Consider the following 23,061-nt stretch of genomic DNA (forward strand, 5'->3'; position numbering starts at 1 on the left):
GGACCGCCCATGGAAAAATTCGGCAAGAGCCAGCCCGTCAAACGGACCGAAGATCAGCGGTTCCTGACTGGGCAGGGGCGTTACATGGATGATGCCGTGCCTGAAAATGCGCTGTTTGCTGCCTTTTTCCGCAGCCCGGTTGCCCATGGGGAAATTACAAGTTTAGATCTTGAGGATGCGCGCTCTGCCGAAGGCGTGCGACTGGTGATGACGTTGGATGATCTGGCAGCTTCGGGCATCGACACGGTGCTGAACGCCGCTGTTTTGCAGAACCGCGATGGATCGAAGGCGGCGGCGCCTGATCGGCACATGCTGGCCAAGGACCGCGTGCGCTTTGTCGGCGAGCCGGTGGCGGTTGTTATCGCGGATACGCTGGCAAAGGCGCAGGACGCGGTTGAGTTGATCTGGATGGACATGGAGGAGCGCCCTGCCAAGCTGGACGTGAAGGCAGGCGGTGAGATTCTGCACCCAGAAGCCCCCGACAACCGGGCCTTTGATTGGGGGCTGGGTGACGAAGCCGCCACCGAGGCCGCTTTCCAGGACGCGGCCCATACCGTGTCGCTGAACGTGCAGGACAACCGGGTCATCATAAGCTCGCTGGAACCGCGCGGATGTCAGGCCGATTGGTCCGATGGTCGTCTGCATTTTTCTTACGGCGGGCAGGGCGTCTGGGCGATGAAGGCGCAACTGGTTCAAAAGCTGAAGCTTGATGCTGAGGATATCCGGGTCACCACGCCGGATGTGGGCGGCGGCTTCGGCATGAAAGTGATGCCATATCCCGAATATTTCTGCGTCGCTGTCGCTGCGATGAAGTTGGGCCAGCCAGTGCACTGGATGTCGGACCGGTCCGAGGCGATGCTGTCCGATCACCATGGCCGCGATCTGCACTCGTTGGCTGAACTGGCCTTTGACGCTGATCACAAGATCACGGCTTACCGTGTTCACAGCAAGGTCAATCTTGGTGCCTATAACAGCCATTTCGGGCAGGCAATTCAGACAAGTCTGTTCAGCAAGGTGCTGATGGGTGTTTATGACGTGCAAACCACATATCTGCGGGTCGAGGGGTTTTACACAAGCACGACGCAAGTCGATGCATACCGCGGTGCAGGCCGCCCCGAAGCGATCTATGTGCTGGAACGCGCGATGGACCGAGCAGCGCGCGAGCTGGGCGTTGATCCGTGGGAGCTGCGGCGCAAGAACTTTATCCGCCCCAACGATTTTCCTTATACCTCAGCCTCTGGCGAAACCTATGATGTTGGCGATTTCGACATGATCCTCAGTCGCGCAGCCAGCCAGACCATCGGCTTCGAGGCCCGCAAAACGGCAGATGCCGAGCGCGGCCTGATCCGGGGGCAGGGCCTTTGTTACTATATCGAAAGTATTTTGGGTGATCCTTCCGAGAACTCAAAGGTCGAGTTTTGCGAGGATGGCAGAGTGAACCTTTACGTGGGCACGCAGTCGAACGGGCAAGGGCATGAGACGGTTTACGCCCATTTCTTGTCGGACCAGACCGGTATCCCCATGGATAGAATTACGGTCATTCAGGGCGATACCGACAGGCTTGGCCACGGCGGCGGCACGGGCGGATCACGCTCGGTCACGGTGCAAAGCACGGCAACGCTCGCCACGATCGACAAGATGATCGCCGCATTCACGCCTTATCTGGCCGATAAGATGGGGGTCGAGGAAAACGATGTGAGTTTTGACCACGAGACATTCCGCGCGCCGGGGTCCAACCTGACGCCGACCCTGACCGAAGCGGCCGAGATGGCGCGCATCGATGGACGTATGGATTTGCTACAGCATGAAGCCCGCGCCAACCTGGATGCCCGCAGCTATCCCAACGGCGCGCATGTTGCCGAAGTCGTGATCGATTCTTACACCGGGGAAACGTGGGTTGATCGCTATACGGTTGTTGATGATTTTGGCAACCTTATCAACCCGATGCTGGCCGAAGGGCAGGTGCACGGCGGGGTGGTGCAAGGCATCGGACAAGCGCTGAGCGAGCATGTTGTGCACGATGCACACGGGCAACTGCTCACGGCTTCGTTTATGGATTACGCCTTGCCCCGTGCCGCCGACATACCCATGATTAAGTTTACCTCGGTGCCGGTTCCGTCAACCTCGAACCCGATGGGCATGAAAGGGTGCGGCGAGGCCGGTACAGTGGGCGCGCTGGCCGCAGTGGCAAACGCGGTTCAGGATGCGCTCTGGGATAACGGGGTGCGGCAGGCGGATATGCCTTTCACACCTCAAAGAGTATGGGAATTGCTGACGCATGAATCTGTCGCGGCTGAGTAGAAAGGTTCTTGGATGGCTCGGACGGCCTTTGCGGTCCGAACATTCTGCCGAAGTTCTTCACCGAGAACCGCTCAGCCATGTCATCATCCTTGACGGTACCATGTCGACGCTCGAACCGGGGTTCGAGACCCATGCAGGGCAAACCTTGCGCCTGTGTTGCGAGATGGGCAGCAAGGTTTCGGTGTTCTATGAGGCAGGCGTGCAGTGGGAGAGCTGGAAGTCCTCGCTGGATGTGATGATGGGGCGGGGTATCAATCGCCAGATCCGCCGTGCCTATGGCTATCTTGCCTCACGCTACAAACCTGGGGACCGGATCTATTTCATTGGCTATTCGCGTGGGGCGTACGGCGTGCGCAGTCTGGCCGGAGTGATCGACATGATCGGCTTGCTCAAGGCCGAACACGCGACCGAGCGCAACATCCAGCAAGCCTATCGCCACTATGAATGCAATCCCAGCGGCACCGCCGCGCGCGATTTCCGCCGCAAGTTTTGTCACGACGAGGTTGAGATCGAGATGATCGGGGTCTGGGACACCGTCAAGGCGTTGGGCCTGCGGCTGCCGCTGTTGTGGCGCTGGGCCGAAGAACGCCACGCCTTTCACAACCATCAGTTGGGCCCCTCGACCCGCCACGGCTATCACGCAATGGCATTGGACGAGACGCGCGAGGTGTTCGATCCGGTTCTGTGGAAATGCACGCCCGAATTCAAAGGGCATGTGGAACAAGTCTGGTTCCGGGGCACACATGGTGACATCGGCGGGCAGTTGAACGGGTATGAAGAGGCACGGCCGCTCAGCAACATTTCCTTGATTTGGATGCTGGACAAGGCCGAGATGCACCGATTGCCGTTACCTGAAGGCTGGCGTGACCGCTTCCCCACCGATCCGCACGCGCGTTCGGTTGGGACGTGGCGCGGCTGGGGCAAGATTTTCCTGCTGCGCAAACACCGCAAAGTAGGCCGCGATCAATCCGAGCGTCTGCACGTCTCGGTTTCACCTGACGAATTGCCCGGTTGGGTGGCGATGCCGAACCTGCCGTCACATCCCGCGCAGTAGAGATCAGTCAAACAGCGCTGTTGCCGTCGAGTTAGATTGCGCTTCAAACGCTTCTGCAATGTCCCTCTCAATGTTTCGGGCAAGGGACAAGTCTGGCAGATTTGCTATTGGGAAGAAACCAACATCGCTGGTTTCGCTTCCCGCTTTGGGGTCAGCCTGCCCAACTTCGTCACACAAGAAGAAGAACTTATAGAAATCCCGTGCATCTGCCGGGTAGGGATGCCGCGCTTTGTGGCGTAGGGCGTACAAACGCTGCGCCCGAACGCGCAGCCCGGCCTCTTCCCAGACCTCACGCTCGATATTTTCTGCCGGAGAGCTGCCGATATCGGCAAAGCCGCCGGGCATCGACCAACACCCGTCACTACGTTCGCGCACCAGAAGGATGCGGTCGTCCCGGATCACCGCACCGCGAATATCGATACTGGGCGTGGCGTAGCCACCCGCGTGATCTGTGATCAGCCCTTCAATCCGCGAAATCGGTACCTGACCGAGATCAGCCAGCATGGCGCGGGCCATGGCGGCGATCTCGTCGTAACGTTCCCGGTCAAAAGGGTCTTTGGTGAAATGCTGGCCGGTTTCAGACAGGGCCAGCAGGCGCTTTGCACGGGCTAGCCAGGTATCCTCCATTGCTGTCGGATCCTGGCGCATCTGTGTTACCGGCGTCGGTCGCGACGCGCGCTCATGGGTTGGAAGGCCACGCCCACATGCGCCTCGCAATAGGGTTTGCCTGCTTCAACGGGCAGACCGCAGAACCAGAAATCTTCTGTCGCTGGATCGCCGACCGGCCATTTGCAGGTTTTCTCGGTCAGTTCCATAAGCGTCAGCTTCTTGGCCTTCTTTTCGACCTCGTTGACCTTTGCCAACGCCTCCGGGCTGATCTCGTTGGCCGACGGCTGTGGAGGCAACGGTTGACCGGCAGGGATGATCTGACGGCGGGCAGGCACGGCCGGTTTGGCCTCGGCCGCAGGGGCAGGGGCCGGACGTGCGGGTTCGGTCTTGGGCGCAGGCTTTGGCTTGGCCTCGGCCTTGGGTGCCGGAGCTGGTTTTTCCTTTGGCTCTGACTTGGCCGGAGAAGCGCCCGCTGCCCGGTTGGACAGGCCCAGGCGATGCACTTTACCGATCACCGCGTTGCGGGTCACACCGCCCAGTTCCTTGGCAATCTGGCTGGCCGACTGGCCTTCGCCCCACATCTTCTTCAGCAGTTCTACGCGCTCGTCTGTCCAGGACATCGTTAGCCTTTCAAAAGCGGAAAGCGGCCCCGGATTCGGGCCGCCTTGGGAAATCGTCTCAGCCCCCTATTCTAAACACTGCAGCCCGAGTTACAAGCTGTCTTCGAATCAGGTTGAGGGTAAACCATGCAGAATTCCGCAGAACAGACCGCGCACCGCTTCGGAGCAGTCAACTGGATGGGCCTTTACACGCTGGCGCAGCGCGAAACTCTGCGCTTTCTGGCGGTTTGGACGCAAACCCTTTTAGCGCCGTTGGTCACAGCGGGCCTGTTTCTGCTGATCTTTAACACTGCCATAGGGCCCAGCCGCCCGGATGTCATGGGGGTGCCGTTCCTGGTCTTTCTGGCACCAGGGATCATGATGATGACGGTGATCCAGAATGCCTTTGCCAACACATCGTCTTCCATGGTCATTTCCAAAGTACAGGGCAATATCGTGGATACCCTGATGCCACCGCTGTCGCCGCTTGAAATCCTGCTTGGCTATCTGGCGGGGGGAATCGCCCGAGGCATCCTGATTGCGTGCGTCGTCGCTGTTGCGCTGGCCTTGGTTCTTGGCATCGTGCCACAAAACTTCATTATCGCGACGATCTTCGTCGTTTTGGGCGGCGCTTTTATGGGAGCATTGGGACTGTTTGCCGGAATTTTTGCCAATAAGTTTGACCAAATGGCAGCCATTACCAATTTCATCGTCACACCGCTGGCCTTCCTGTCGGGCACGTTCTACTCGGTTCAGGCGCTCCCTCCGGTTTTGAACCGTCTGACTCACCTGAATCCGGTGTTCTATCTGATTGACGGTTTGCGCTACGGCATGATCGGTGTCTCGGACAGTTCGCCTTGGGTGGGTATGGCCGTCTGTTCCTTTGCTACGGTGGTGATCGGTCTCATCACCTGGCAGATGTTGCGCACAGGGTATCGCCTCAAGGCGTAGTGCTGCGCAGGCGACGTAACGTAAAGTTGATGCGTTTTCCGACTGTTATGTTGGCGGCAAGGGCCGAGTAGGGTACTTGGTTACCGAAGAACGACAGGCGATTTTCTTATGGCTCTTACAGAACTTATTGTCGGTGGGGATTTTCAATCACCCGGCATCACGGGTCCGTTTCAGATCTTCAGCACCTATGGTGCGTGGTTCGGCAACGAAATTGAGATTGGTCAGGAATCACTCTTTTTTAGCGGTGGAGATCCGTCAGATCTTGTCCTTGAGCTTGACGGCAACGCCGGCCCGACTTCGGTTGTTCAGCAGAGTTTTGTGGTGACCGGTGACAACCGAGGTGCCACGCTGAGTTTCGACATCGGTGCCCGAAACACGGGCGGGGTGCATGCAGATCCGGTTCTTGTTGAGGTTGTGGATTCCAGCAACACCGTGATTTTTACGCAAGTCGTGACGCCGACCACTGTGGGAAGTTTCACGAACGTTTCCCTGAACTTCAATTTCGGTGCCGAAGGGACGTATACGCTTCGCTTCACCGAGCAGGGTCCAAACAACAGTCTCGGGACGATCCTCGATAATGTCTCGTTGATGGTTTGTTTCACATCTGGCACCAGGATTAAGACACCGGATGGTGAAGTGGACATCGATGACCTTTCAGCGGGCGACTTGGTTTCAACTCTGGACGGTGAACCGCAGGCTATCCGTTGGATCGGGTCCAAGAAACTCAACCGTTTGGACTTGATCGCCAATCCCAAAATGCGGCCGATACGCATTCGGAAAGGTGCACTTGGTCTGGGCATGCCAGCAACCGATCTGACGGTTTCCCCTCAGCACCGTTTGTTGGTGCGCTCAAAAGTGGCGCAACGGGTTCTGGGAGAGGCTGAAATACTTGTTCCCGCCAAGAAACTTACCGGGTTGCAGGGGATTGAGAGAGTCGAAACCTGTGAAGAGGTTGAGTATTTCCATTTTGCACTCGAAGACCACTCAATTGTGGTCGCGGATGGTGCCTATGCCGAATCTCTCTACATCGGCCCCCAAGCAATGAAAATGCTGAGCGCCGAAGCAATCGAAGAACTGGAATGTCTGTTTCCCGACCTTCTCGATGAAACTACCAATCCCACACCCGCGCGACCGTTTCATGCCCACGGAAAACACATCAACCGATTGTGCCAACGCCTGAGCCAGAACAAAAAGCCTGTGGTGGAAGTTTCTGCATGACAGGTGAAATATTTCTGGACCTTCCTGAGGAGATAAATCTGAAAGGCGAGCGAAACTTGCTTGTCCTGGCAAACGTCCTGACCCGAGCGCAGCAGATCCCGCGGGAAACCGCATTGCGGGAAATCGAAGCGGCCTATGTTCGCGCTGCCGAGGCGGAGTATGGGGCCGAGTACGAATTCTGGGCCAAGGTCAAGAAAGAGGGGACAATTGAATTGGCTCAGGTTCTTAAAGTCGTCGACGTTATGTTGAATGAGTACCGTGAAGTCGCGCTCACCGATATTAGAAACACGCAGTCGGATGCCGAACTTGGGCACTATGTCGTAAATCCCGTGCCCCCCATTCATCCGCACAGGATTTCAGAGTGGTTACGGTCAGGCGAGACACAGATTCGGAACTTATCGATCAATGTGCGCTGAAGGGTGTTTAACCACTCGCGCTTCACGCCAGACCAAAATCAATCCTCCCGCCAGAATAATGGCGGACCCGATCAGGCTTGTCCGATCCGGGATCACATCGAACACGACGAAATCGTAAAACGCAGCAAAGATCAGTGTCGCGTAGCTGATCGGTGCTACAAAAGAAGCATCCGCCCGCGCCATGCCATTGACGAAACAGGCTTGCGCGCAGGCCATCAAAACGCCGATTCCAGCCAACGCTGCCCATTGCGCCGAAGTTGGCGTCTGCCACACTGCAATCACTGCAACAGTGGCGATTGCCAATCCCATGGAGTTGTTCACCAATAAGATCTGAATCGGAATTTCGCGGCCAGACAGCTTTTTGATGAAAATTAACTCCATTCCAATGACCGCGGCTGCGGTCAAAGCCAGCAAAGCCGCAGGTTGAAAACTGGCCGGGGTCGGGCGCAACAGAATCAATGCGCCGATAAGGGCAACGGCCGCCGCCAGCCAGCGCCAGGGCCCAACCCCTTCTTTCAATAGCGGGATCGCCAGAACCATGGCAAAAACCGGGTTTAGGAATGAAATCGCAGTAGCATCTGCCATCGGAATGTAAGCGACCGAAGCAAACATCAGTGTGATACCCAACCACCCAAAACTGGTACGCCCGATATGCAGCCTCCAATGCGGGCGTCTAAGGGTCGGGCGCATTACAGCAACGGCTGAGACAATCACAAGAAACGCAAACAAAAATCGACCATGGCTGATCTGCATCGGATGCAGCGGCGGGCCCAGCGTATCCGTGCCAAGCGCCTTGGCCAGCAAGGTCGTGCCAGCCAGAAGAGCGCTGGCGGCAAAGATCAACAAGGCCGCGAGGGCTGGATTCTGGCGTGCGGGTGTCATGCCCCAGCGGTGCGACACGCGGACGCGAATGACAAGTAGGAAATCTCGCCGTTATTACTTCCGAGCGAATTTTCGAAGCATCGCAAATAAAGGGTTTCCAGATCGAACCAGCCTCGTTATACGAGCCACCATGATCAAAGCCGCACATATCCTGCGACTCCGACGCCGACGCCTGACCGCGTAACCGGCCCGTTTGATCTATTGCGCGTTCAAAATCTGCGCAAACCCCACCAAATCTGTTGACGACCAAGGCTCTCGTGTATCACTCACAGGGCTCAAGCTATTCGAAAAGGATGATCCGATGATCCCGTCCGTTCTGCCGACCTATAACCGTGCGCCCCTGACATTTGTGAAGGGCGAAGGCGCCTGGCTGACCGAGGCGGATGGCCGACGTTTCTTGGACCTCGGGGCGGGGATCGCAGTGAATGCGCTGGGCCACGCGCATCCAGCACTGGTGGCCGCACTGACCGAACAGGCGCATGCCGTTTGGCATGTCTCGAACTTGTACAACATCCCACAGCAGCAGGCGCTGGCCGACAGACTTGTGGAACACACCTTTGCCGATACGGTGTTCTTTACGAACTCGGGCACTGAATCTTGCGAGTTGGCCGTGAAAATGGCACGTAAGTTTTTCTATGAGAAAGGTCAGCCCGAGCGGGTCGAGATCATAACCTTTGACGGCTCATTTCATGGTCGGTCCTCGGCTGGTATTGCCGCCGCTGGTTCTGAAAAGATGACCAAAGGCTTCGGCCCGTTGCTGCCCGGCTTCGTTCATCTTGCCTTCGGCGATCTTGACGGCGTCACCAACGCTATAACCGATAAAACCGCAGCGATCCTGATCGAGCCGGTTCAGGGCGAAGGCGGCATCCGCCCGGTGCCTGATGCTGAACTCAAAGCTCTGCGTCAAATTTGCGACGACAACGGTCTACTGTTGATCCTTGATGAGGTCCAATGTGGTGTTGGCCGTACCGGCAAGCTCTTTGCGCATGAATGGGCCGGGATCACTCCCGATATCATGATGGTCGCCAAAGGCATTGGCGGCGGTTTCCCTCTTGGCGCGGTGCTGGCAACCGAAGATGCCGCCTCGGGCATGACGGCTGGCACCCATGGCTCGACCTATGGCGGCAACCCGTTGGGCTGCGCTGTGGGCTGCGCTGTGATCGATCAGGTCGCAACGCCAGCTTTCCTCGAAGGTGTAAACCGCAAGGCCGGCCTTCTACGTCAAAAACTCGAAGGTCTGATTGCCGACCACCCTGATGTATTCGAAGAGGTTCGCGGCTCTGGCTTGATGCTTGGTCTCAAGTGCACGGCACCCAACATCGATGTCGTGAATGCGGGGTATGACCACGAGGTCATCACCGTCCCCGCCGCGGACAACGTAATCCGCCTCTTGCCACCACTGACATTGACCGAGGATGACATCGCACAGGCCATGATCCGCCTCGACAAGGCCGCGAAACAAATCGAAACCCAGCTTGCGACGGCCTAAGCTTCATCTTTTCCCAAATACTCCGGGGGTTTGGGGGCTGGCCCCCACCCGTCATCAGCCAAAAAGCGAAGTAAAATGAACCATTTCCTCGACATCCATAAAACCGATGCAAGCGACCTGAGGGCCATGATTGATCAGGCAGGCGCAATGAAACAGGCGCGTCTGGGTCGACCCAAGGCAGCACTTGATCAGGAACAACCTCTGAAAGACCGGATGGTCGCGTTGATCTTTGAAAAGCCTTCGACCCGGACGCGCGTATCCTTTGACGTTGGCGTGCGCCAGATGGGTGGGCAGACCATGGTGCTTTCGGGCAAGGACATGCAACTGGGCCATGGCGAGACGATTGCCGACACAGCCCGCGTGCTGTCCCGTTATGTCGACATGATCATGATCAGGACCTTTGATGAAACGATCCTGACCGAGATGGCAGAATACTCGGACGTGCCGGTGATCAATGGCCTGACCGACCGCACGCATCCCTGCCAGATCATGGCCGACGTGCTGACGTTCGAAGAACATCGCGGCCCCATCGCAGGTAAAAAAGTGGTCTGGACCGGAGATGGGAATAACGTCTGCGCCTCGTTCCTGCACGCGGCGGGCCAGTTCGGGTTCGATCTGACGTTCACAGGTCCGGCGCAATTTGATCCCGAAGAAGAATTCATGGGTTTTGCCCGCCAGAAGGGCTCGCAAATCGTGGTGGAACGCGACCCGTTCAAAGCCGTTGAAAGGGCTGATCTTGTGGTCGCAGACACCTGGGTTTCCATGCATGATTCCCAATCGGCCAAAGAACGTCGCCACAACCTGCTGCGCCCCTATCAGGTCAACACGGAACTTATGTCCCACGCCAAACCGGATGCGTTGTTCATGCACTGCCTGCCCGCGCACCGTGAAGAAGAAGCTACGTCCGAGGTGATGGACGGCCCGAACTCCGTCATTTTCGATGAAGCAGAAAATCGTCTTCACGCGCAAAAAGCGGTCATGCGCTGGTGCCTCGGCGTTTAGGCTCGTCGGCGGATATCCCAAACCTTTAGCTTGGCGAGCGTCCGTGCGCTCGCCAAGAGAACCAGAACGCATAACGTGGTCTTGGTCATGATTTCCATTGTTCCCTCGATCAGCATCGCGTGAACAACGCTGCCGATAATCGTCACCATTGCCAGACCGGTATGGCTAAGTCGCCAAAGGCGAAACCGCAGGTTCAAACGTTGGCGCATGACACCCAAAAGAGCCGCTGCAAAAGCTGTCCACAACGCGATGACACCCCAATTCGAAAACGGGGTGGCTGAAACAAAAAGCAAGGCGTCGACTACGTCTGGCGGGCTGGTGATCCATAGACCTCCCACATGGATCAATATGGCCACGATCAGGGCCAATCCACACCGCCTGTGCCAATGGCGGCTGGATACAGGGGAAAGTCCAGGCAACCATCGCCCGGCCAGCAGCGGTTGCAGCAGCAAAAGACATATTCCGATAATGCCCGCAAATCCGGCGAGAATGTAGATCGGATCACGCCACGCCAGATAAGGGCTATAGGCCGCTGCGGTGATCGGGATAGCAAGTGCGGCACTTAACAGCACCCAGATCAGGCTGCGCCTCAGCACCACTCAGAGAGGCTGCAATACAAAATGCGCGGCCAGTGTCTTATCCCTTGCGCTCGACATCACAGGGCGCAGGAAAACGGTCTCGAACTCCCCGCTGTCATAGGCCAAATGCCCGTGAGGTTGACCGAAGGCGGGCACGATTTGCGGCATCTCCAGCCGAAACTCACCCTTCGCATCCGTCAACGTCGCGCCATGGCTGTGCGGATCGCGTTCGTGCCCCTCGGTCGTGTGCGCCCAGATCTGAATGCGTTGGCCGGGCAGGGGAGCTCCGTCGCCTGCACGCCGCACCGTGCCGGTCATCCAGAACCCACCGCCACCGATCCGGTTCACAATAGGTGCTCCGGGACGGTAATTGTTCGATCCGCCCCGCATCGAAGGCGTTGGTGCAAGCCCGCTCGCACGTGCCGGTAACAAAAGCCCCGAGGCCCCAGTTGCCACAACAGCGGCACCTTGGGTGATCAGTGAACGACGGGAGAGCAACGCGTCAGCCATTGAGAAACCTCCAATCCGCGACCCCTTACGGTCCGATATCGATACTCAAGATAGCATGGTTCCGGTGGATTCCGAGGCACACCGGATCACAAAATCTTACTCTCACGGTTCTGTGAGGCGGACAGGGGTGGCGGCACCGAATCTTTTTGACGTTTCGTTTTACAAGGTGCGATGCTTACGGACATTGTGTTTGAAACGAAAGGTCGTGCCATGACACAAGCGGATCAGGTCTCAGCCGAGGATATAGCTGCATTCCGACACGACGGTGCAGTTGTTCTGAGGTCCAAATTCTCGCGCGACTGGCTGTCGTTGTTGCGTGAAGGCATCGACGCCGACCTTGAAAATCCGACCGACAATTTCACGCGCCACACCAAAGACCCAAACGCCCCCGGCTATTTCGAGGATTACTGGGCCTGGAACAAGATCCCCCAATTCACCGATTTCGTTCACAACTCACCTTGCGCGTCACTTGCCGCCGGGTTGCTGGGCGCACCGTCCATCAACCTTGTTATGGACAACTGGTTCCTTCGTGAAGCCGGATCAACATCCCGCCCGCCGTTTCATCAGGATCTGTCGTATTTCGATTTTGAGGGCACTATGTGCGTGCTGTGGTTGCCGCTGGAGCCGGTGACGAAGGAAAACGGCATCGCATTCGTCAAAGGTTCGCACCTGTGGAACAAGCTGTTCATGCGGGTGCGCTTTGCTGATGGGCATCCGAGTTATGAGCCGACTGAGGTTGCCGGGCAAACCTATCACCCGCCACCTGACGTGAATGCGGACCCTGATGCGTATGACCTGTTGCAATGGGATCTGGAGCTTGGGGACTGCATCTTTTTCGATATGCGAACCTTGCATGGCGGGCTATCGGCAACGACCCCATCGGAAACGGTTCGCCGTTTTACCCTCCGCATGACTGCTCCGGATGGCGTCATCCGATACCGCGGCGACTGGGCCAAAGACGAGCGTACGCAGTTCGAGGCCGTGGGTTATGGCGAAGGGGATCGGATCGACGGCGCATTCTTCCCTCAGCTCTGGCCACGATAAGAGCGCTCGTTTCGCACCTGGTATGTGCGAAGATGCACTTTATCAGGACGTGGTTAGGGTTATCTCTGTTATCAGCGAACGATGTGCCAGCCCGGCCATCTGAGATTTAGGGAGAAAAGGAATGAGCTGGAACCCGACCCACAATCCAGATTGCGTCTCGGAAAATCCGGCGCTGGATACGTTGATTATTCCGCGCGCCCGAGATCTGGGAGGTTTCGAGGTGCGCCGCGCTTTGCCTTCGGTCCAACGGCAATTGGTAGGCCCGTTCATCTTCTTCGATCAAATGGGTCCAGCTGAATTCATCACCGAAGGTGGCATAGACGTACGGCCCCACCCGCATATCGGGTTGGGCACTGTCACGTACCTCTATCAGGGCGAGTTTGAGCACCGCGACAGCCTTGGCACCCACCAGATGATCTATCCGGGTGAGGTTAACTGGATGGTAGCAGGGCGCGGCGTGACCCATTCCGAACGCACCAGCGATGAGACACGGGGCAAGAAACACAGCCTTTTTGGCATCCAGACCTGGATCGCCTTGCCCGAAGCGCATGAGGATATGGCCCCTGATTTTGAGCACCACAAACAAGGCGCGCTGCCGCACATTCAGGATGCGGGTGTCAGCGCGCGGCTAATCCTGGGCTCAGCCTATGGTGAGTCCAGCCCGGTCACCATGCTGTCTGAGACGTTCTATCTGGATGTACAGCTTGAGCCCGGCGCGTCCTTCCCGCTGCCAGACGATCACGAGGATCGCGGTGTCTATGTGACGCAGGGTTCAGTCGAGATCGCGGGCGACACGTTTGACGAAGGCCGCATGATGGTGTTCCGCCCCGGAGACAAACTGTCGGTCAAGGCGGGTCCTTTGGGGGCGCGGCTGATGCTGCTGGGCGGTGCGACACTGAACGAAGACCGATATATCTGGTGGAACTTCGTATCCTCTTCGAAAGAAAAGATCGAAACTGCAACGCGTGAGTGGAAAAACGCCGATTGGGCCAATGGTGCCTTTCATCTTCCGCCCGGCGACGATCAGGAATTTATCCCGATTTCTAAGGAACTTGAGCGAACCAAACCACGTCTAGCGCGATAACCGGCCATCCCCGTCGAGGCGGGGTTGTGTAACCAGCGGTTTGCGGTGATCCTTTCAGGTATTTCTGAGGGGGTATTATGAAACTTGTCATTGCGGGCGCGGGCAGTATTGGCTGCTATTGCGGAGCTCTGTTGGCCCGAGCGGGCCATTCCGTCACCTTACTGGGCCGTGCGCATGTGCTGGATCCGATCCGCGAAAACGGGTTGACGGTCACGGATTTTGACGGGCTCGATTATACCGCACCAGCAGGGTCGTTGGCTCTCAGCCAAGATCCAACCTGTCTGGGGCATGCGGAACTGATCATCGTTACGGTCAAATCGGGGGCCACGGCGGATATCGCCGACCAGATCAGCACCGAGGCTTTGCCGGACGTGCCGGTTCTGTCCTGGCAGAACGGGATCGAAAACGCAGCGACCTTGCGCGCAGCCCTGCCCGGGCGTGATGTGCGCGCCGGAATGGTGCCTTTCAACGTCGTTCCAAATGGCCCTGCCACCTATCACCGGGCGACGTCGGGCGAGATTATTATTGAAAGCGGTCCGGGCGATCTGGCGTCCCACCTCAGCAGCCCGGATCTGCCAGTTTTGACGAGTGATCAGATCGAAGCTGTGCAATGGGGCAAATTGCTGATCAACCTGAACAACGCGCTGAATGCGTTGTCAGGCCTTACGATTGTGGATCAACTGACAAACCGCGACTGGCGCATCCTCGTTGCAGATCAGATGGCAGAAGCGCTTTCGGTTCTAAAAGCAGCGGGGCACCCTGTGGCCTCTACCACGCCGCTTCCCGCCTGGATGACCCCGCATATCCTGCGGCTGCCGACGCCCTTATTCACCCGCATTGCGGCCAGGATGCTGACCATTGATCCCAGCGCCCGAACCTCGATGGCCTACGATTTGATGGCTGAACGGCAAACGGAAATCGACAGCTTGCAAGGCCATATCATACGACTGGGTCGAGAAACCGGCGTGCCGACACCCATTTGCACGCAAGTGTCTGACTTGATCAAACACGCGCCCGATCATCCGTTGACGCCGGATCAGATCAGGCTGTAACCACTCCGGTTACACGAAGGCAGTCAACATCCAATAGATAACGGCCGACATGGTTGCAGCAGCAGGTACGGTGATCACCCATGCCGCCACAATGGTCATGAAGTGTGAGCGTCGTACCAGCTTGCGACGACGGTACTCCTCTGGGGCCAGACTTTGGGTCGCTGCACGTTGAAAACTGACTTGCTTGCGCCGCCGTTCAGAGTGCCATTCACGGTAAAAGCCGACGCCAAAGACCGCACCCACTGCAATATGTGTTGAGCTGACCGGAAGGCCAAGCCAGCTGGCTACGATCACGGTAATCGCTGCCGAAAGGGCAACGCAGAAGGCTCGCATGGGGTTCAGCTTTGTGATCTGGCTGCCGACCATACGGATGAGCTTGGGGCCGAACAGGAACAGGCCGAACGAAATGCCAAACGCGCCGATGATCATCACCCAAAGCGGGATTGTAACTTTTGAAGCGAAATCTCCGAATTCCGCCGCGTGCACAATCGCAGCCAAAGGACCGACCGCGTTGGCCACGTCATTGGCACCATGGGCGAAACTCAGGAACGTGGCCGAAATGATCAGAGGCAGGCCAAAGAGGGTTTTCAGCGATCGTGTCCGGTTTTCAAGACCTTCGGACTTGCGCCGCACCCAAGGTACGGCGGCGGACCAGGCCAGCAGACCCGCGCCGAAGCCGATCACAAGAGCCATCTCAAGTTCGATTTTCACGATGCGTTTCAGACCTTTGACCGCGAGGTAGGTTGCAAAAGCCCCTGCCATCATCGCCACAAGAATAGGCACCCATTTTCGGGCAGCTGCAATCTTGTCGTCCTGATACTGGATCTTGGCCTTGATGAGCGCCAGAAAACACGCGGCAATCACACCGCCCAGCACGGGCGAGATCACCCAACTGGCTGCAATCGCGCTCATCGTGCCCCAGCTGACTGCGCTCAGCCCCGCAGCTGCGACTCCGGCCCCCATAACCCCGCCGACAACCGAGTGCGTGGTCGATACCGGCGCACCGACCCAGGTCGCCAGATTGACCCACATGGCTGAAGAAATCAGAGCCGCCATCATGGCCCAGATGAACACATTGCTGTTCTGAACCGAAGTAGGGTCGATAATGCCCTTCGAGATGGTCGAGACCACATCGCCACCTGCCAGCAACGCGCCCGCGCTTTCGGCAATGGCGGCAATCACAATGGCCCCGCCCATGGTCAGCGCGTTTGCACCAACTGCCGGGCCCATGTTGTTGGCCACATCATTGGCGCCGATATTGATCGCCATATAGGCCCCGAAAGCGGCAGCAGCCACCACGATATAGCTGCCCTCTGCTTGGCCAAACAGAACGGCTGCCACCAGTCCTGCAACGACCATGAACGCCAACGCGATGCCGGGTGCCAGCATGGGGCGCGACACGTGTATGCTGGCGTTTTCAACGCGAGAAATGCGATGCAGATCGGTATCTAGCGCCTGCCAGCGTGGTTTTGGGTTTGTATCAGACATGGGCTTGATCAGTTTTTCAAAGACCGCCCGCAGCTAACGGTTCGCTATTGCAAGAGCAAGCCACGTGTCATGAAATTGTTGTGTAAACGTTACATTTTGCGCAACAACGCCCGCAACTCAGGTTCCTGCACGTGCGAAGCCGCCTCAGCCGGGGAAAACCATTTGCGTGTTCGCTGATGAGCTTCGGGGAAATCTTCGACCAGCTTGCTGACAGCAATCCGGTAGACATTGGTCAGCACCGGCTGTGCAGACCCGTCCTTGAGGATTTTGTCATAGATAAAGTGACCTACCGGCGTCTTATCAACGGTTTCCGCGCGCACTCCGGCCTCTTCCCAGGCTTCCTGCAGCGCTGTTTCAGCCCCGTCCAGACCGTCGATGGGCCAACCCTTTGGAATGATCCAGCGACCTGTGTCACGGCTTGTGATCAACAGAACTTCGTCCTGGCCTTTCTTCTTTCGGGTGCATAGGGCCGCGAACTGCACCCGCCGAGGGCGCAGGATCAGAGGTCTGCCGACCTCTTCCCATAGATTTCGCAGTTTTGAGCCCATTAGAAGCGGTTTACCCATATGCTGTCATCGGAATTGAAGGGACGTAACAGTGGAAATGTTGAATTTCAATTAAATCTTCAGGAATTCTCAGTTCGCGAGCGGTTTTAGGGGCGGATTGCGGAAGTACTGTGTGTTTTGAGCTTTTGGGGCGAGTCTAATCGCGCCTGCGTTTGGCTCTTAGCGTGGGGTCGGCTTGGGTTGGGTCCTCGGGCCAGGGATGTTTGGGGTATTGCGCCCTCATGTCCTTACGGACGTCCGCGTAAGAGCCAGCCCAAAATCCAGGCAGATCGCGTGTGATCTGGATTGGGCGCTGCGCAGGGGACAGAAGGGTGATTTTCAGCGGCGTGCCCCCGACAACCGGATGACGGGACACGCCAAACAACTCCTGCAACCGGACCGAGATTTCTGGGACCGCAGCACTGTAATCAATCGGCACCTTGCGCCCCAGCGGTGTTTCAAACGACCCCGGCGCGCGCCGGTCCAGCTCTTGCGTTTGGGACCAATCCAATCTGGCGCGCAAGGCGGGCAATAGATCGAACCGCTTCCAATCTTCTGCACTTTTGACACCTGAGAGCATCGGCAGGAGCCAGCCCTCCAAACTGGCCATCAGACCCTCGACCGAGAAATCGGGCAAGTCGACCCCGTCCGCGCGAACCAGTTCGACCCGAGCCGCCAGGCGGGCGGCAGCCCCATCCAATCGTAAGCCCAGATCACGTACCCCGTCCAACATTGTCCTGGCGACCACATCATCCGGGACATCCTTCCAGATACGATCATCCAGTGTGATCGATCCGAACCGTTCTTGTCGTCGGGACACAACCCGGCGCTCGCGTTTCGACCATGTACAGCTGTCTGTCCATGCGATTTGGTCCGAGAACAAATCCCGGATCTCTTGTTCCGAAATCTGCGTGGCCAGTCGCACCTTTGCTTCGCGCGGGTTGCCATCCGTATCGGTCACAACCAAGTAAGGCGCGCCTGCCAGCGTGTCGCCGTTGTCCAGAACAACGCCCTTGCCGCCCGACAACACATAGCGTGGTGCTTCCCCCTTGCGCCTTTGTCCTATGCGATCAGGATAGGCGAGGGCGGCCATGGCAGCCGTGCTTTGCGGCTCGGATCCGTCTGTGGATTGCGCCCGCAACCGTTTGGCCTCGGCCTTTATCCGGTCTAGGGCGCCCATATTCACCTGCCAGACGCGGTTGCGTTGAAATGCCCGCGCATCCCGCAGCGCCTCTTGCCGCAGCGCGATATCGACCGGGGCACCGCGCAGAGGGTCGCGCTCGGCCATCAACGCTGCCAGTGGTGCGGCCTGCGCGCCTGCGCGCTCTAACATGTGACCTAAACGGGGGTGCAGAGGCAGCGCCGCCAAAGCTCGACCATGATCCGTGATCCGGCCGTTGCTGTCCAACGCGCCCAGCATTCTTAGCAAAGCCCGCGCCTCGGACATGGTTCCGTCGGGCGGTGGGGTCAGAAAAGCCAGGTCGCTGGCATCCGCGCCCCAAAGGGCCAGCTCTAACGCCAACCCGGTCAAATCGGCTGCCTCAATCTCGGCTGGCGGGTAGGCGGCCAGCGCGCCTTCCTCACCTTTTGACCAGAGCCGATAACAAACGCCTTCGGCCACACGGCCCGCGCGGCCTGCGCGTTGCGTCGCTTCGGCACGTGTCACGCGGTCTGTGACCAGCCGCGACATGCCCAAGCCCGGATCAAACCGCGCCCGCCGTGCTTGGCCCATATCCACGACCACCCGGATATCGGGGATGGTCAGCGACGTTTCGGCAATCGACGTCGCCAGCACCACTTTGCGCCCGGTCTTGGCCGGGACAATCGCCGCGCGCTGGGCGGCAAACGGCATTGCTCCGAACAGCGGATGCACGGCGCAGGCTTCGGGCAGCCGGGACTTCAACGCGCCTTCAGCCCGACGGATCTCGCCCTCGCCGGGCAGAAAAACCAAAAGGCCATCCCCTGTTGTGCGCGTTTCACGCTCGGCCTGTACCACCAGTTCAACCAGTGCATCCAGACGCCGAGCCTGAGGCCCCAGGGGGTGATCCAGCCAGCGGGTCTCGACCGGAAAGCTGCGCCCTTCGGACGTGATCAGCGGGGCGTCCATCAACCGGCCAACGGGTTCTGCGTCCAATGTGGCGGACATGGCCAGCAGGATCAGATCATCCCGCAGGGCACCCGCCACCTCAAGACACAGCGCCAGCCCCAGATCGGCGTTCAGAGAGCGTTCGTGGAACTCGTCAAAAATCACCGCGCCAATGCCGGGCAGATCAGGGTCGGATTGCAGCATCCGGGTCAGGATGCCTTCGGTAACGACCTCAATCCGCGTGTCTTTAGACACTTTCGTGTCGCCGCGCACGCGGTAACCCACGGTTTGCCCCGCGCGTTCGCCCAGAGTTTCGGCCATCCGCTCGGCTGCCGCCCGTGCCGCCAGGCGGCGGGGCTCCAGCAACACGATCTTGCCGTCGCACAGGCCCGCCTCGAGCATCGCCAATGGCACCCGCGTAGTCTTGCCTGCGCCTGGTGGCGCTTGCAAAACCGCTCGCCCGTGTGTGCCTAGGGCATTCAGCAGGTCGGGAACGGCGTCGTCTATGGGCAGGCTTGTTATCATGCGGACCTTATCCGCCATCGTTCCGATGGCGTCTAGTTCCCGCACGCCCATCGGCACCTTTCCCAGAACGAAATGACGCAGGTTTTGCATGGAACGCATTTCCCGCGTTCTCTGGTCTGGACAAACGCCCCCTGACCACGGCAACTATTCCTGCCTCATGGATCGGGACAAGAATGCAGACAGACAGTTTAAGCGACAGGATTTTGAACGGTGAGCGTCGAGCGCTGGCGCGTGCGATTACTCTGGTCGAAAGTAACCGTGCTGATCACCGGGCACAGGCCAGCGATCTTTTGGCCCAACTGGCGGGATCTGGACGTCAGGCGTTGCGGATCGGTCTGTCGGGGACACCCGGTGTGGGTAAATCCACTTTCATCGAAAGCTTTGGCATGATGCTGACAGGGCAGGGGCTGCGCGTGGCGGTATTGGCGGTTGATCCAAGCTCGGCCCGTTCGGGTGGCTCAATTCTGGGAGACAAGACCCGGATGGAGCGCCTGAGCCGCGAAAAAAACGCCTTTATCCGTCCTTCTCCCAGTCAAAGCCACCTCGGTGGCGTTGCACGCCGCACCCGTGAGGCCATCGCCCTGTGCGAGGCTGCGGGATATGATGTGGTGCTGATCGAAACCGTGGGGGTCGGGCAGTCGGAAACGGTTGTGTCCGAGCTGTCGGATCTGTTCCTGCTGTTGTTGGCCCCTGCGGGCGGAGACGAATTGCAGGGTGTGAAGCGCGGCATCATGGAAATGGCCGACATCATTCTGATCAATAAAGCCGATGGTGACTTAAAGGCGACCGCCACGCGTACCTGCGCTGACTATGCAGGCGCATTGCGGCTGCTGCGCAAGCGTCCACAAGACCCGGAAGGCTTTCCCAAGGCCATGACTGTTTCAGCGGTTGAAGAGCAGGGCCTGGAGCAGGCATGGAACGAAATCCAATCCTTGACCCAATGGCGTCGTGACAATGGCATATGGGACGCAAACCGTTCCGCACAGGCGCGCTACTGGTTTGATCAAGAGGTTCGCCATGCTCTGCTTGCGCGTCTTGACACGCCGCAAGCCAGGGCCGAGATGGAGCGTTTGAACGCCGAAGTCTCAGCGGGCCATTTGAACCCGGCCAAAGCGGCGGAAGAACTGCTCAGCACGCTGACCTGATGGTTGGGCGCGGGCAAGGATCGTGATGGCCGAGCTAAATGAAAGATTTCGCGCGGCCTGTCTTGACCCTCCCGGCGATTCCCACTACACGCATCCAACCAGTTTTCGGGCGCGACTTCGGGTTGCGCCCCTTGTGATTTGGCCAAGGGTCTGAAGCCCGGCCTCCAGAAACAAAGGAAGAAACCATGTCGCGCCGTTGCGAACTGACCGGAAAAGGCCCGATGACTGGCAACAATGTCAGCCACGCCAACAACAAAACCAAACGTCGTTTCCTGCCGAACCTGAACGACGTCACCCTGCAGTCTGAGACTCTGGGCCGTGGCGTCAAGCTGCGCATCTCGGCAGCTGCCCTGCGCTCGGTCGACCACCGCGGTGGTCTGGACGCGTTCTTGGCCAAAGCCAAGGACGAAGAGCTGTCGGCAAACGCACTGAAAGTGAAAAAGGAAATCGCAAAGGCGCAAGCATCGGCCTAAGCCTTTTTCCTTATGAAATTCGAAGCCCTGCACCTTTAAGTGCGGGGCTTTTTTTGTCGCGGCCTCCGATGAGTGGCTGGCATTGTTCCCAATTTCGAAATTATTTTTCTCGATTGGTGAATTTCTTCACATACAGAGATTCGAATCTAACCTAACGTCAGGGCATTCATCAGGCGGGGGCCCTATAATGTCGTTAAAAAGTTTCTACATTTTTTTGTTTCTGGCCGCTGTGTTTCGTAAGGCAATTGCAGCCTGTTCACAGATGCAGCGCAGGGTGAACCGGACCCATACCAGCTTCACCGCAAGCCAGGTGAAACGGACCGGACTGGACTACTAAGACCTGCTTCAAGCGCGACCCTTTTGCGCTTGAAGCGCCTTCGGGCGCTGACCTATACCAAGGTCAGGATGAGACCTAAGACTACCAGAATCCTACCTTTCGTCGTTTCCCTGCTGCTGGTGCTGACCGGGCAGGGCGTTGCCATGTCACGTGGTATGGACACTGCTGTGGGTCAGATGGTGCTGTGCACCGGTACTGGCCCGGTTGTTGTCTATATGGACGAAAGTGGTCAGCCCACAGCGCCACCGCATTATTGCCCGGATTACGCGTTGTCCCTTATGGGTGCGATTGCTGCGGCCTATCCCCCGATGCCCGCACCGCCGGAACTGTCGCAGCCCGCGCCGTTACGGGATGTCGGTAATCAGATTGCGTTGCCAGTTCCCCATACCCCGGCCCGTGCACCGCCAGTTGTTGTTTGAAACTCCATCTTTTTTCGAGAAATCAAACAACAAGGAGAGACGCGATGTCTTTCAAATCAAATCTGCTCGCAACCCTGGCCGCGATGACCCTGGCCGTTCCTGTATTGGCTGACGGCACCATTTCTGTGGATGACGCTTATGCCAGATCCTCGGGTAAAACCGCCAAGGCTGGGGCCGCGTTCATGATGATCCAGAACCAGAGTGACACGGACGACCGCCTGATTGGCGTAGCGTCAGATGCTGCGGCGCGCGTTGAGCTGCACACGCACAAGGTTGATGACAACGGTGTGGCCAAGATGGTGCATGTCGAAGAAGGCTTTGTGATTCCAGCGGGCGAAACTCACATGCTGAAACGCGGTGGTGACCATGTTATGTTCATGGGTCTAACTGCACCGTTTGAGCAAGATGCTACGGTCCCGGTGACACTGATTTTCGAGAATGCTGGTGAGGTTGAGATCGAGATCCCCGTCGACCTTGAACGTCAGGACAAAGGCGGACACGGGTCACACGATCACGGATCGCATTCAGATTAAAGCGCGAGTCTTCGGACAGTCCGACGACCTTTGAATAACGTCAGGCCGGGCACTGCCCGGCCTGAAACGCTTTTTGGTCAATGGCCGCTCTACTTATTGACGGTCTTCAATCCGACCCGGTCACCCGCTTTGCGGAACCGGGAGGCCAGCCAGAACATGACGGCAGAAATTGCAAGCGCTGAGAAGGCGATACCCCAGCCCAACGCCACCAGCGCTACTGCTGGCCAGATCATAAGAACCAACCCGATAACCAAAGCCACAAAGCCCGAGACTCGCATGGAGCCACGCTGTGGGTCCCGCTCATGCATCTGTTGAGCCGCTGCCAGTGAACCGATTCCGATAATCAATGCCCATGCGCCCAAAAGGAAAAAGGCAAGCTTGACCGTGCCTTCGGGCCAAATCAACAGGATCAAACCGATCAGAAGTGCGCCGATTGCAGCGCCTCCCAACACCCCGCGACGTCCGATCCCCAAAAGTGTCAGGCCGCCATCTAAAATCAACAGTACACCGACCAGTTGCAACAGCATGGCGATGCTGCCAGACGGCCAGAACAGCGCAGCGATGCCCACAATTCCCGCAAGAACGCCGCGCAGCAAGAAGGTCCACCAGAGATTGGACAATTGCGCGCCCAGCAGGTCGCGTTGGGCCATGCTGCCATCCTCAAGGATTTCGCCGGTTTTGGGTTCTTGGTCGGTCATGGCTGATCCTCCGGTTGTTTCGG

General features: G+C 58.1%; 23 protein-coding genes. 14 read left to right on the forward strand and 9 right to left on the reverse strand.

Annotation, left to right across the window (positions count from 1 at the left end):
• The first annotated feature begins 9 nt into the window (after window positions 1-9).
• Window positions 10-2,301 carry a xanthine dehydrogenase family protein molybdopterin-binding subunit gene (locus ACXADZ_RS05020; RefSeq protein ID WP_475193197.1) on the forward strand — a complete coding sequence of 764 codons (2,292 nt, stop codon included), beginning with the start codon at window positions 10-12 and terminating at the stop codon, window positions 2,299-2,301.
• Complete coding sequence (locus ACXADZ_RS05025; protein ID WP_475193200.1) at window positions 2,279-3,355, forward strand: DUF2235 domain-containing protein; 1,077 nt, start codon at window positions 2,279-2,281, stop codon at window positions 3,353-3,355. Before ACXADZ_RS05020 ends, ACXADZ_RS05025 begins: the two co-directional genes overlap by 23 nt.
• A 3-nt stretch (window positions 3,356-3,358) precedes the next feature.
• Here the strand turns inward: ACXADZ_RS05025 and ACXADZ_RS05030 are convergent, their stop codons facing one another.
• Complete coding sequence (locus tag ACXADZ_RS05030; RefSeq protein WP_475193201.1) at window positions 3,359-4,003, reverse strand: NUDIX hydrolase; 645 nt, start codon at window positions 4,001-4,003, stop codon at window positions 3,359-3,361.
• Window positions 4,004-4,008: 5 nt separating this feature from the next.
• Window positions 4,009-4,584, reverse strand: a complete 576-nt coding sequence (locus ACXADZ_RS05035) for a GcrA family cell cycle regulator (protein ID WP_171235262.1) — start codon at window positions 4,582-4,584, stop codon at window positions 4,009-4,011.
• Between the two features lie 126 nt (window positions 4,585-4,710).
• On the opposite strand from ACXADZ_RS05035, the gene ACXADZ_RS05040 reads away from it, so the two are divergent.
• The 3 genes from ACXADZ_RS05040 to ACXADZ_RS05050 all read left to right on the forward strand — a co-directional run bounded on the left by ACXADZ_RS05040 (window position 4,711) and on the right by ACXADZ_RS05050 (window position 7,148).
• Window positions 4,711-5,514 (forward strand): ABC transporter permease, encoded by an 804-nt coding sequence (locus ACXADZ_RS05040; protein WP_475193206.1) that lies wholly within the window; start codon window positions 4,711-4,713, stop codon window positions 5,512-5,514.
• A gap of 108 nt (window positions 5,515-5,622) precedes the next feature.
• Window positions 5,623-6,732, forward strand: a complete 1,110-nt coding sequence (locus ACXADZ_RS05045; protein WP_475193210.1) for a Hint domain-containing protein — start codon at window positions 5,623-5,625, stop codon at window positions 6,730-6,732.
• Entirely contained in the window at window positions 6,729-7,148 is a 420-nt protein-coding gene (locus ACXADZ_RS05050; protein ID WP_171094075.1) for a NusA N-terminal domain-containing protein, read from the forward strand. The genes ACXADZ_RS05045 and ACXADZ_RS05050 overlap by 4 nt, the downstream gene beginning before the upstream one ends.
• Here the strand turns inward: ACXADZ_RS05050 and ACXADZ_RS05055 are convergent.
• Window positions 7,128-8,030 carry a DMT family transporter gene (locus ACXADZ_RS05055; protein WP_171669239.1) on the reverse strand — a complete coding sequence of 301 codons (903 nt, stop codon included), beginning with the start codon at window positions 8,028-8,030 and terminating at the stop codon, window positions 7,128-7,130. The two genes, ACXADZ_RS05050 and ACXADZ_RS05055, sit on opposite strands and share 21 nt — an antisense overlap.
• A gap of 301 nt (window positions 8,031-8,331) precedes the next feature.
• On the opposite strand from ACXADZ_RS05055, the gene ACXADZ_RS05060 reads away from it, so the two are divergent.
• Together ACXADZ_RS05060 and argF are read left to right on the forward strand one after the other, a co-directional pair.
• Window positions 8,332-9,519 carry an acetylornithine transaminase gene (locus tag ACXADZ_RS05060; RefSeq protein WP_475193217.1) on the forward strand — a complete coding sequence of 396 codons (1,188 nt, stop codon included), beginning with the start codon at window positions 8,332-8,334 and terminating at the stop codon, window positions 9,517-9,519.
• 75 nt (window positions 9,520-9,594) lie between these two features.
• Window positions 9,595-10,521 carry an ornithine carbamoyltransferase gene (gene argF, locus ACXADZ_RS05065; RefSeq protein ID WP_475193219.1) on the forward strand — a complete coding sequence of 309 codons (927 nt, stop codon included), beginning with the start codon at window positions 9,595-9,597 and terminating at the stop codon, window positions 10,519-10,521.
• Here argF and ACXADZ_RS05070 read toward each other — a convergent pair.
• Both ACXADZ_RS05070 and ACXADZ_RS05075 read right to left on the reverse strand, forming a co-directional pair.
• Complete coding sequence (locus ACXADZ_RS05070) at window positions 10,518-11,114, reverse strand: ferric reductase-like transmembrane domain-containing protein (RefSeq protein WP_475198485.1); 597 nt, start codon at window positions 11,112-11,114, stop codon at window positions 10,518-10,520. The two genes, argF and ACXADZ_RS05070, sit on opposite strands and share 4 nt — an antisense overlap.
• Before the next feature lie 6 nt (window positions 11,115-11,120).
• Window positions 11,121-11,609, reverse strand: a complete 489-nt coding sequence (locus ACXADZ_RS05075; protein ID WP_475193222.1) for a twin-arginine translocation pathway signal — start codon at window positions 11,607-11,609, stop codon at window positions 11,121-11,123.
• Between the two features lie 171 nt (window positions 11,610-11,780).
• On the opposite strand from ACXADZ_RS05075, the gene ACXADZ_RS05080 reads away from it, so the two are divergent.
• The 3 genes from ACXADZ_RS05080 to ACXADZ_RS05090 all read left to right on the forward strand — a co-directional run bounded on the left by ACXADZ_RS05080 (window position 11,781) and on the right by ACXADZ_RS05090 (window position 14,789).
• Window positions 11,781-12,653: a phytanoyl-CoA dioxygenase family protein gene (locus ACXADZ_RS05080; protein ID WP_475193226.1), complete on the forward strand. Its 873-nt coding sequence runs from the start codon at window positions 11,781-11,783 to the stop codon at window positions 12,651-12,653.
• 121 nt (window positions 12,654-12,774) lie between these two features.
• On the forward strand, window positions 12,775-13,737 hold the full coding sequence (locus ACXADZ_RS05085) for a pirin family protein (RefSeq protein ID WP_475193230.1): 963 nt from the start codon (window positions 12,775-12,777) through the stop codon (window positions 13,735-13,737).
• Window positions 13,738-13,814: 77 nt separating this feature from the next.
• Window positions 13,815-14,789 carry a 2-dehydropantoate 2-reductase gene (locus tag ACXADZ_RS05090; protein WP_475193232.1) on the forward strand — a complete coding sequence of 325 codons (975 nt, stop codon included), beginning with the start codon at window positions 13,815-13,817 and terminating at the stop codon, window positions 14,787-14,789.
• A 9-nt stretch (window positions 14,790-14,798) separates the two neighbouring features.
• Here the strand turns inward: ACXADZ_RS05090 and ACXADZ_RS05095 are convergent, their stop codons facing one another.
• The 3 genes from ACXADZ_RS05095 to hrpB all read right to left on the reverse strand — a co-directional run bounded on the left by ACXADZ_RS05095 (window position 14,799) and on the right by hrpB (window position 19,430).
• Window positions 14,799-16,277, reverse strand: coding sequence for an inorganic phosphate transporter (locus ACXADZ_RS05095; RefSeq protein WP_475193235.1), 1,479 nt, complete (start codon window positions 16,275-16,277; stop codon window positions 14,799-14,801).
• Window positions 16,278-16,366: 89 nt separating this feature from the next.
• Window positions 16,367-16,843 carry an NUDIX hydrolase gene (locus tag ACXADZ_RS05100; RefSeq protein ID WP_475193238.1) on the reverse strand — a complete coding sequence of 159 codons (477 nt, stop codon included), beginning with the start codon at window positions 16,841-16,843 and terminating at the stop codon, window positions 16,367-16,369.
• Window positions 16,844-16,979: 136 nt separating this feature from the next.
• Window positions 16,980-19,430 carry an ATP-dependent helicase HrpB gene (gene hrpB / locus ACXADZ_RS05105; protein WP_475198487.1) on the reverse strand — a complete coding sequence of 817 codons (2,451 nt, stop codon included), beginning with the start codon at window positions 19,428-19,430 and terminating at the stop codon, window positions 16,980-16,982.
• 176 nt (window positions 19,431-19,606) lie between these two features.
• Between hrpB and meaB the strand changes: the two genes are divergently transcribed.
• From meaB to ACXADZ_RS05125, 4 genes are all read left to right on the forward strand, one after another.
• On the forward strand, window positions 19,607-20,578 hold the full coding sequence (meaB, locus tag ACXADZ_RS05110; protein ID WP_475193241.1) for a methylmalonyl Co-A mutase-associated GTPase MeaB: 972 nt from the start codon (window positions 19,607-19,609) through the stop codon (window positions 20,576-20,578).
• Between the two features lie 185 nt (window positions 20,579-20,763).
• On the forward strand, window positions 20,764-21,051 hold the full coding sequence (gene rpmB, locus ACXADZ_RS05115) for a 50S ribosomal protein L28 (RefSeq protein WP_171094054.1): 288 nt from the start codon (window positions 20,764-20,766) through the stop codon (window positions 21,049-21,051).
• Between the two features lie 405 nt (window positions 21,052-21,456).
• Complete coding sequence (locus ACXADZ_RS05120; RefSeq protein ID WP_475193246.1) at window positions 21,457-21,807, forward strand: hypothetical protein; 351 nt, start codon at window positions 21,457-21,459, stop codon at window positions 21,805-21,807.
• A gap of 44 nt (window positions 21,808-21,851) precedes the next feature.
• Complete coding sequence (locus tag ACXADZ_RS05125; RefSeq protein ID WP_475193249.1) at window positions 21,852-22,340, forward strand: copper chaperone PCu(A)C; 489 nt, start codon at window positions 21,852-21,854, stop codon at window positions 22,338-22,340.
• Between the two features lie 89 nt (window positions 22,341-22,429).
• On the opposite strand, the gene ACXADZ_RS05130 is transcribed toward ACXADZ_RS05125, so the two are convergent.
• A complete protein-coding gene (locus ACXADZ_RS05130; RefSeq protein ID WP_171647523.1) occupies window positions 22,430-23,038 on the reverse strand; it encodes an HdeD family acid-resistance protein in 609 nt (202 codons plus the stop codon).
• Window positions 23,039-23,061: the final 23 nt, after the last annotated feature.

This window comes from Ruegeria sp. ABM4_193 (assembly GCF_056158705.1).

Coding starts and splice junctions, on each gene's coding strand:
- ACXADZ_RS05080 (WP_475193226.1), top strand. CDS start 11,781: ATGCTTACGGACATTGTGTTTGAAACGAAAGGTCGTGCCATGACACAA.
- ACXADZ_RS05085 (WP_475193230.1), top strand. CDS start 12,775: ATGAGCTGGAACCCGACCCACAATCCAGATTGCGTCTCGGAAAATCCG.
- ACXADZ_RS05075 (WP_475193222.1), bottom strand. CDS start 11,609: ATGGCTGACGCGTTGCTCTCCCGTCGTTCACTGATCACCCAAGGTGCC.
- ACXADZ_RS05035 (WP_171235262.1), bottom strand. CDS start 4,584: ATGTCCTGGACAGACGAGCGCGTAGAACTGCTGAAGAAGATGTGGGGC.
- meaB (WP_475193241.1), top strand. CDS start 19,607: ATGCAGACAGACAGTTTAAGCGACAGGATTTTGAACGGTGAGCGTCGA.
- ACXADZ_RS05045 (WP_475193210.1), top strand. CDS start 5,623: ATGGCTCTTACAGAACTTATTGTCGGTGGGGATTTTCAATCACCCGGC.
- ACXADZ_RS05130 (WP_171647523.1), bottom strand. CDS start 23,038: ATGACCGACCAAGAACCCAAAACCGGCGAAATCCTTGAGGATGGCAGC.
- argF (WP_475193219.1), top strand. CDS start 9,595: ATGAACCATTTCCTCGACATCCATAAAACCGATGCAAGCGACCTGAGG.
- ACXADZ_RS05030 (WP_475193201.1), bottom strand. CDS start 4,003: ATGCGCCAGGATCCGACAGCAATGGAGGATACCTGGCTAGCCCGTGCA.
- rpmB (WP_171094054.1), top strand. CDS start 20,764: ATGTCGCGCCGTTGCGAACTGACCGGAAAAGGCCCGATGACTGGCAAC.
- ACXADZ_RS05020 (WP_475193197.1), top strand. CDS start 10: ATGGAAAAATTCGGCAAGAGCCAGCCCGTCAAACGGACCGAAGATCAG.
- ACXADZ_RS05055 (WP_171669239.1), bottom strand. CDS start 8,030: ATGACACCCGCACGCCAGAATCCAGCCCTCGCGGCCTTGTTGATCTTT.
- ACXADZ_RS05040 (WP_475193206.1), top strand. CDS start 4,711: ATGCAGAATTCCGCAGAACAGACCGCGCACCGCTTCGGAGCAGTCAAC.
- ACXADZ_RS05025 (WP_475193200.1), top strand. CDS start 2,279: ATGAATCTGTCGCGGCTGAGTAGAAAGGTTCTTGGATGGCTCGGACGG.
- ACXADZ_RS05100 (WP_475193238.1), bottom strand. CDS start 16,843: ATGGGTAAACCGCTTCTAATGGGCTCAAAACTGCGAAATCTATGGGAA.
- ACXADZ_RS05095 (WP_475193235.1), bottom strand. CDS start 16,277: ATGTCTGATACAAACCCAAAACCACGCTGGCAGGCGCTAGATACCGAT.
- ACXADZ_RS05090 (WP_475193232.1), top strand. CDS start 13,815: ATGAAACTTGTCATTGCGGGCGCGGGCAGTATTGGCTGCTATTGCGGA.
- ACXADZ_RS05120 (WP_475193246.1), top strand. CDS start 21,457: ATGAGACCTAAGACTACCAGAATCCTACCTTTCGTCGTTTCCCTGCTG.
- ACXADZ_RS05060 (WP_475193217.1), top strand. CDS start 8,332: ATGATCCCGTCCGTTCTGCCGACCTATAACCGTGCGCCCCTGACATTT.
- ACXADZ_RS05125 (WP_475193249.1), top strand. CDS start 21,852: ATGTCTTTCAAATCAAATCTGCTCGCAACCCTGGCCGCGATGACCCTG.
- ACXADZ_RS05050 (WP_171094075.1), top strand. CDS start 6,729: ATGACAGGTGAAATATTTCTGGACCTTCCTGAGGAGATAAATCTGAAA.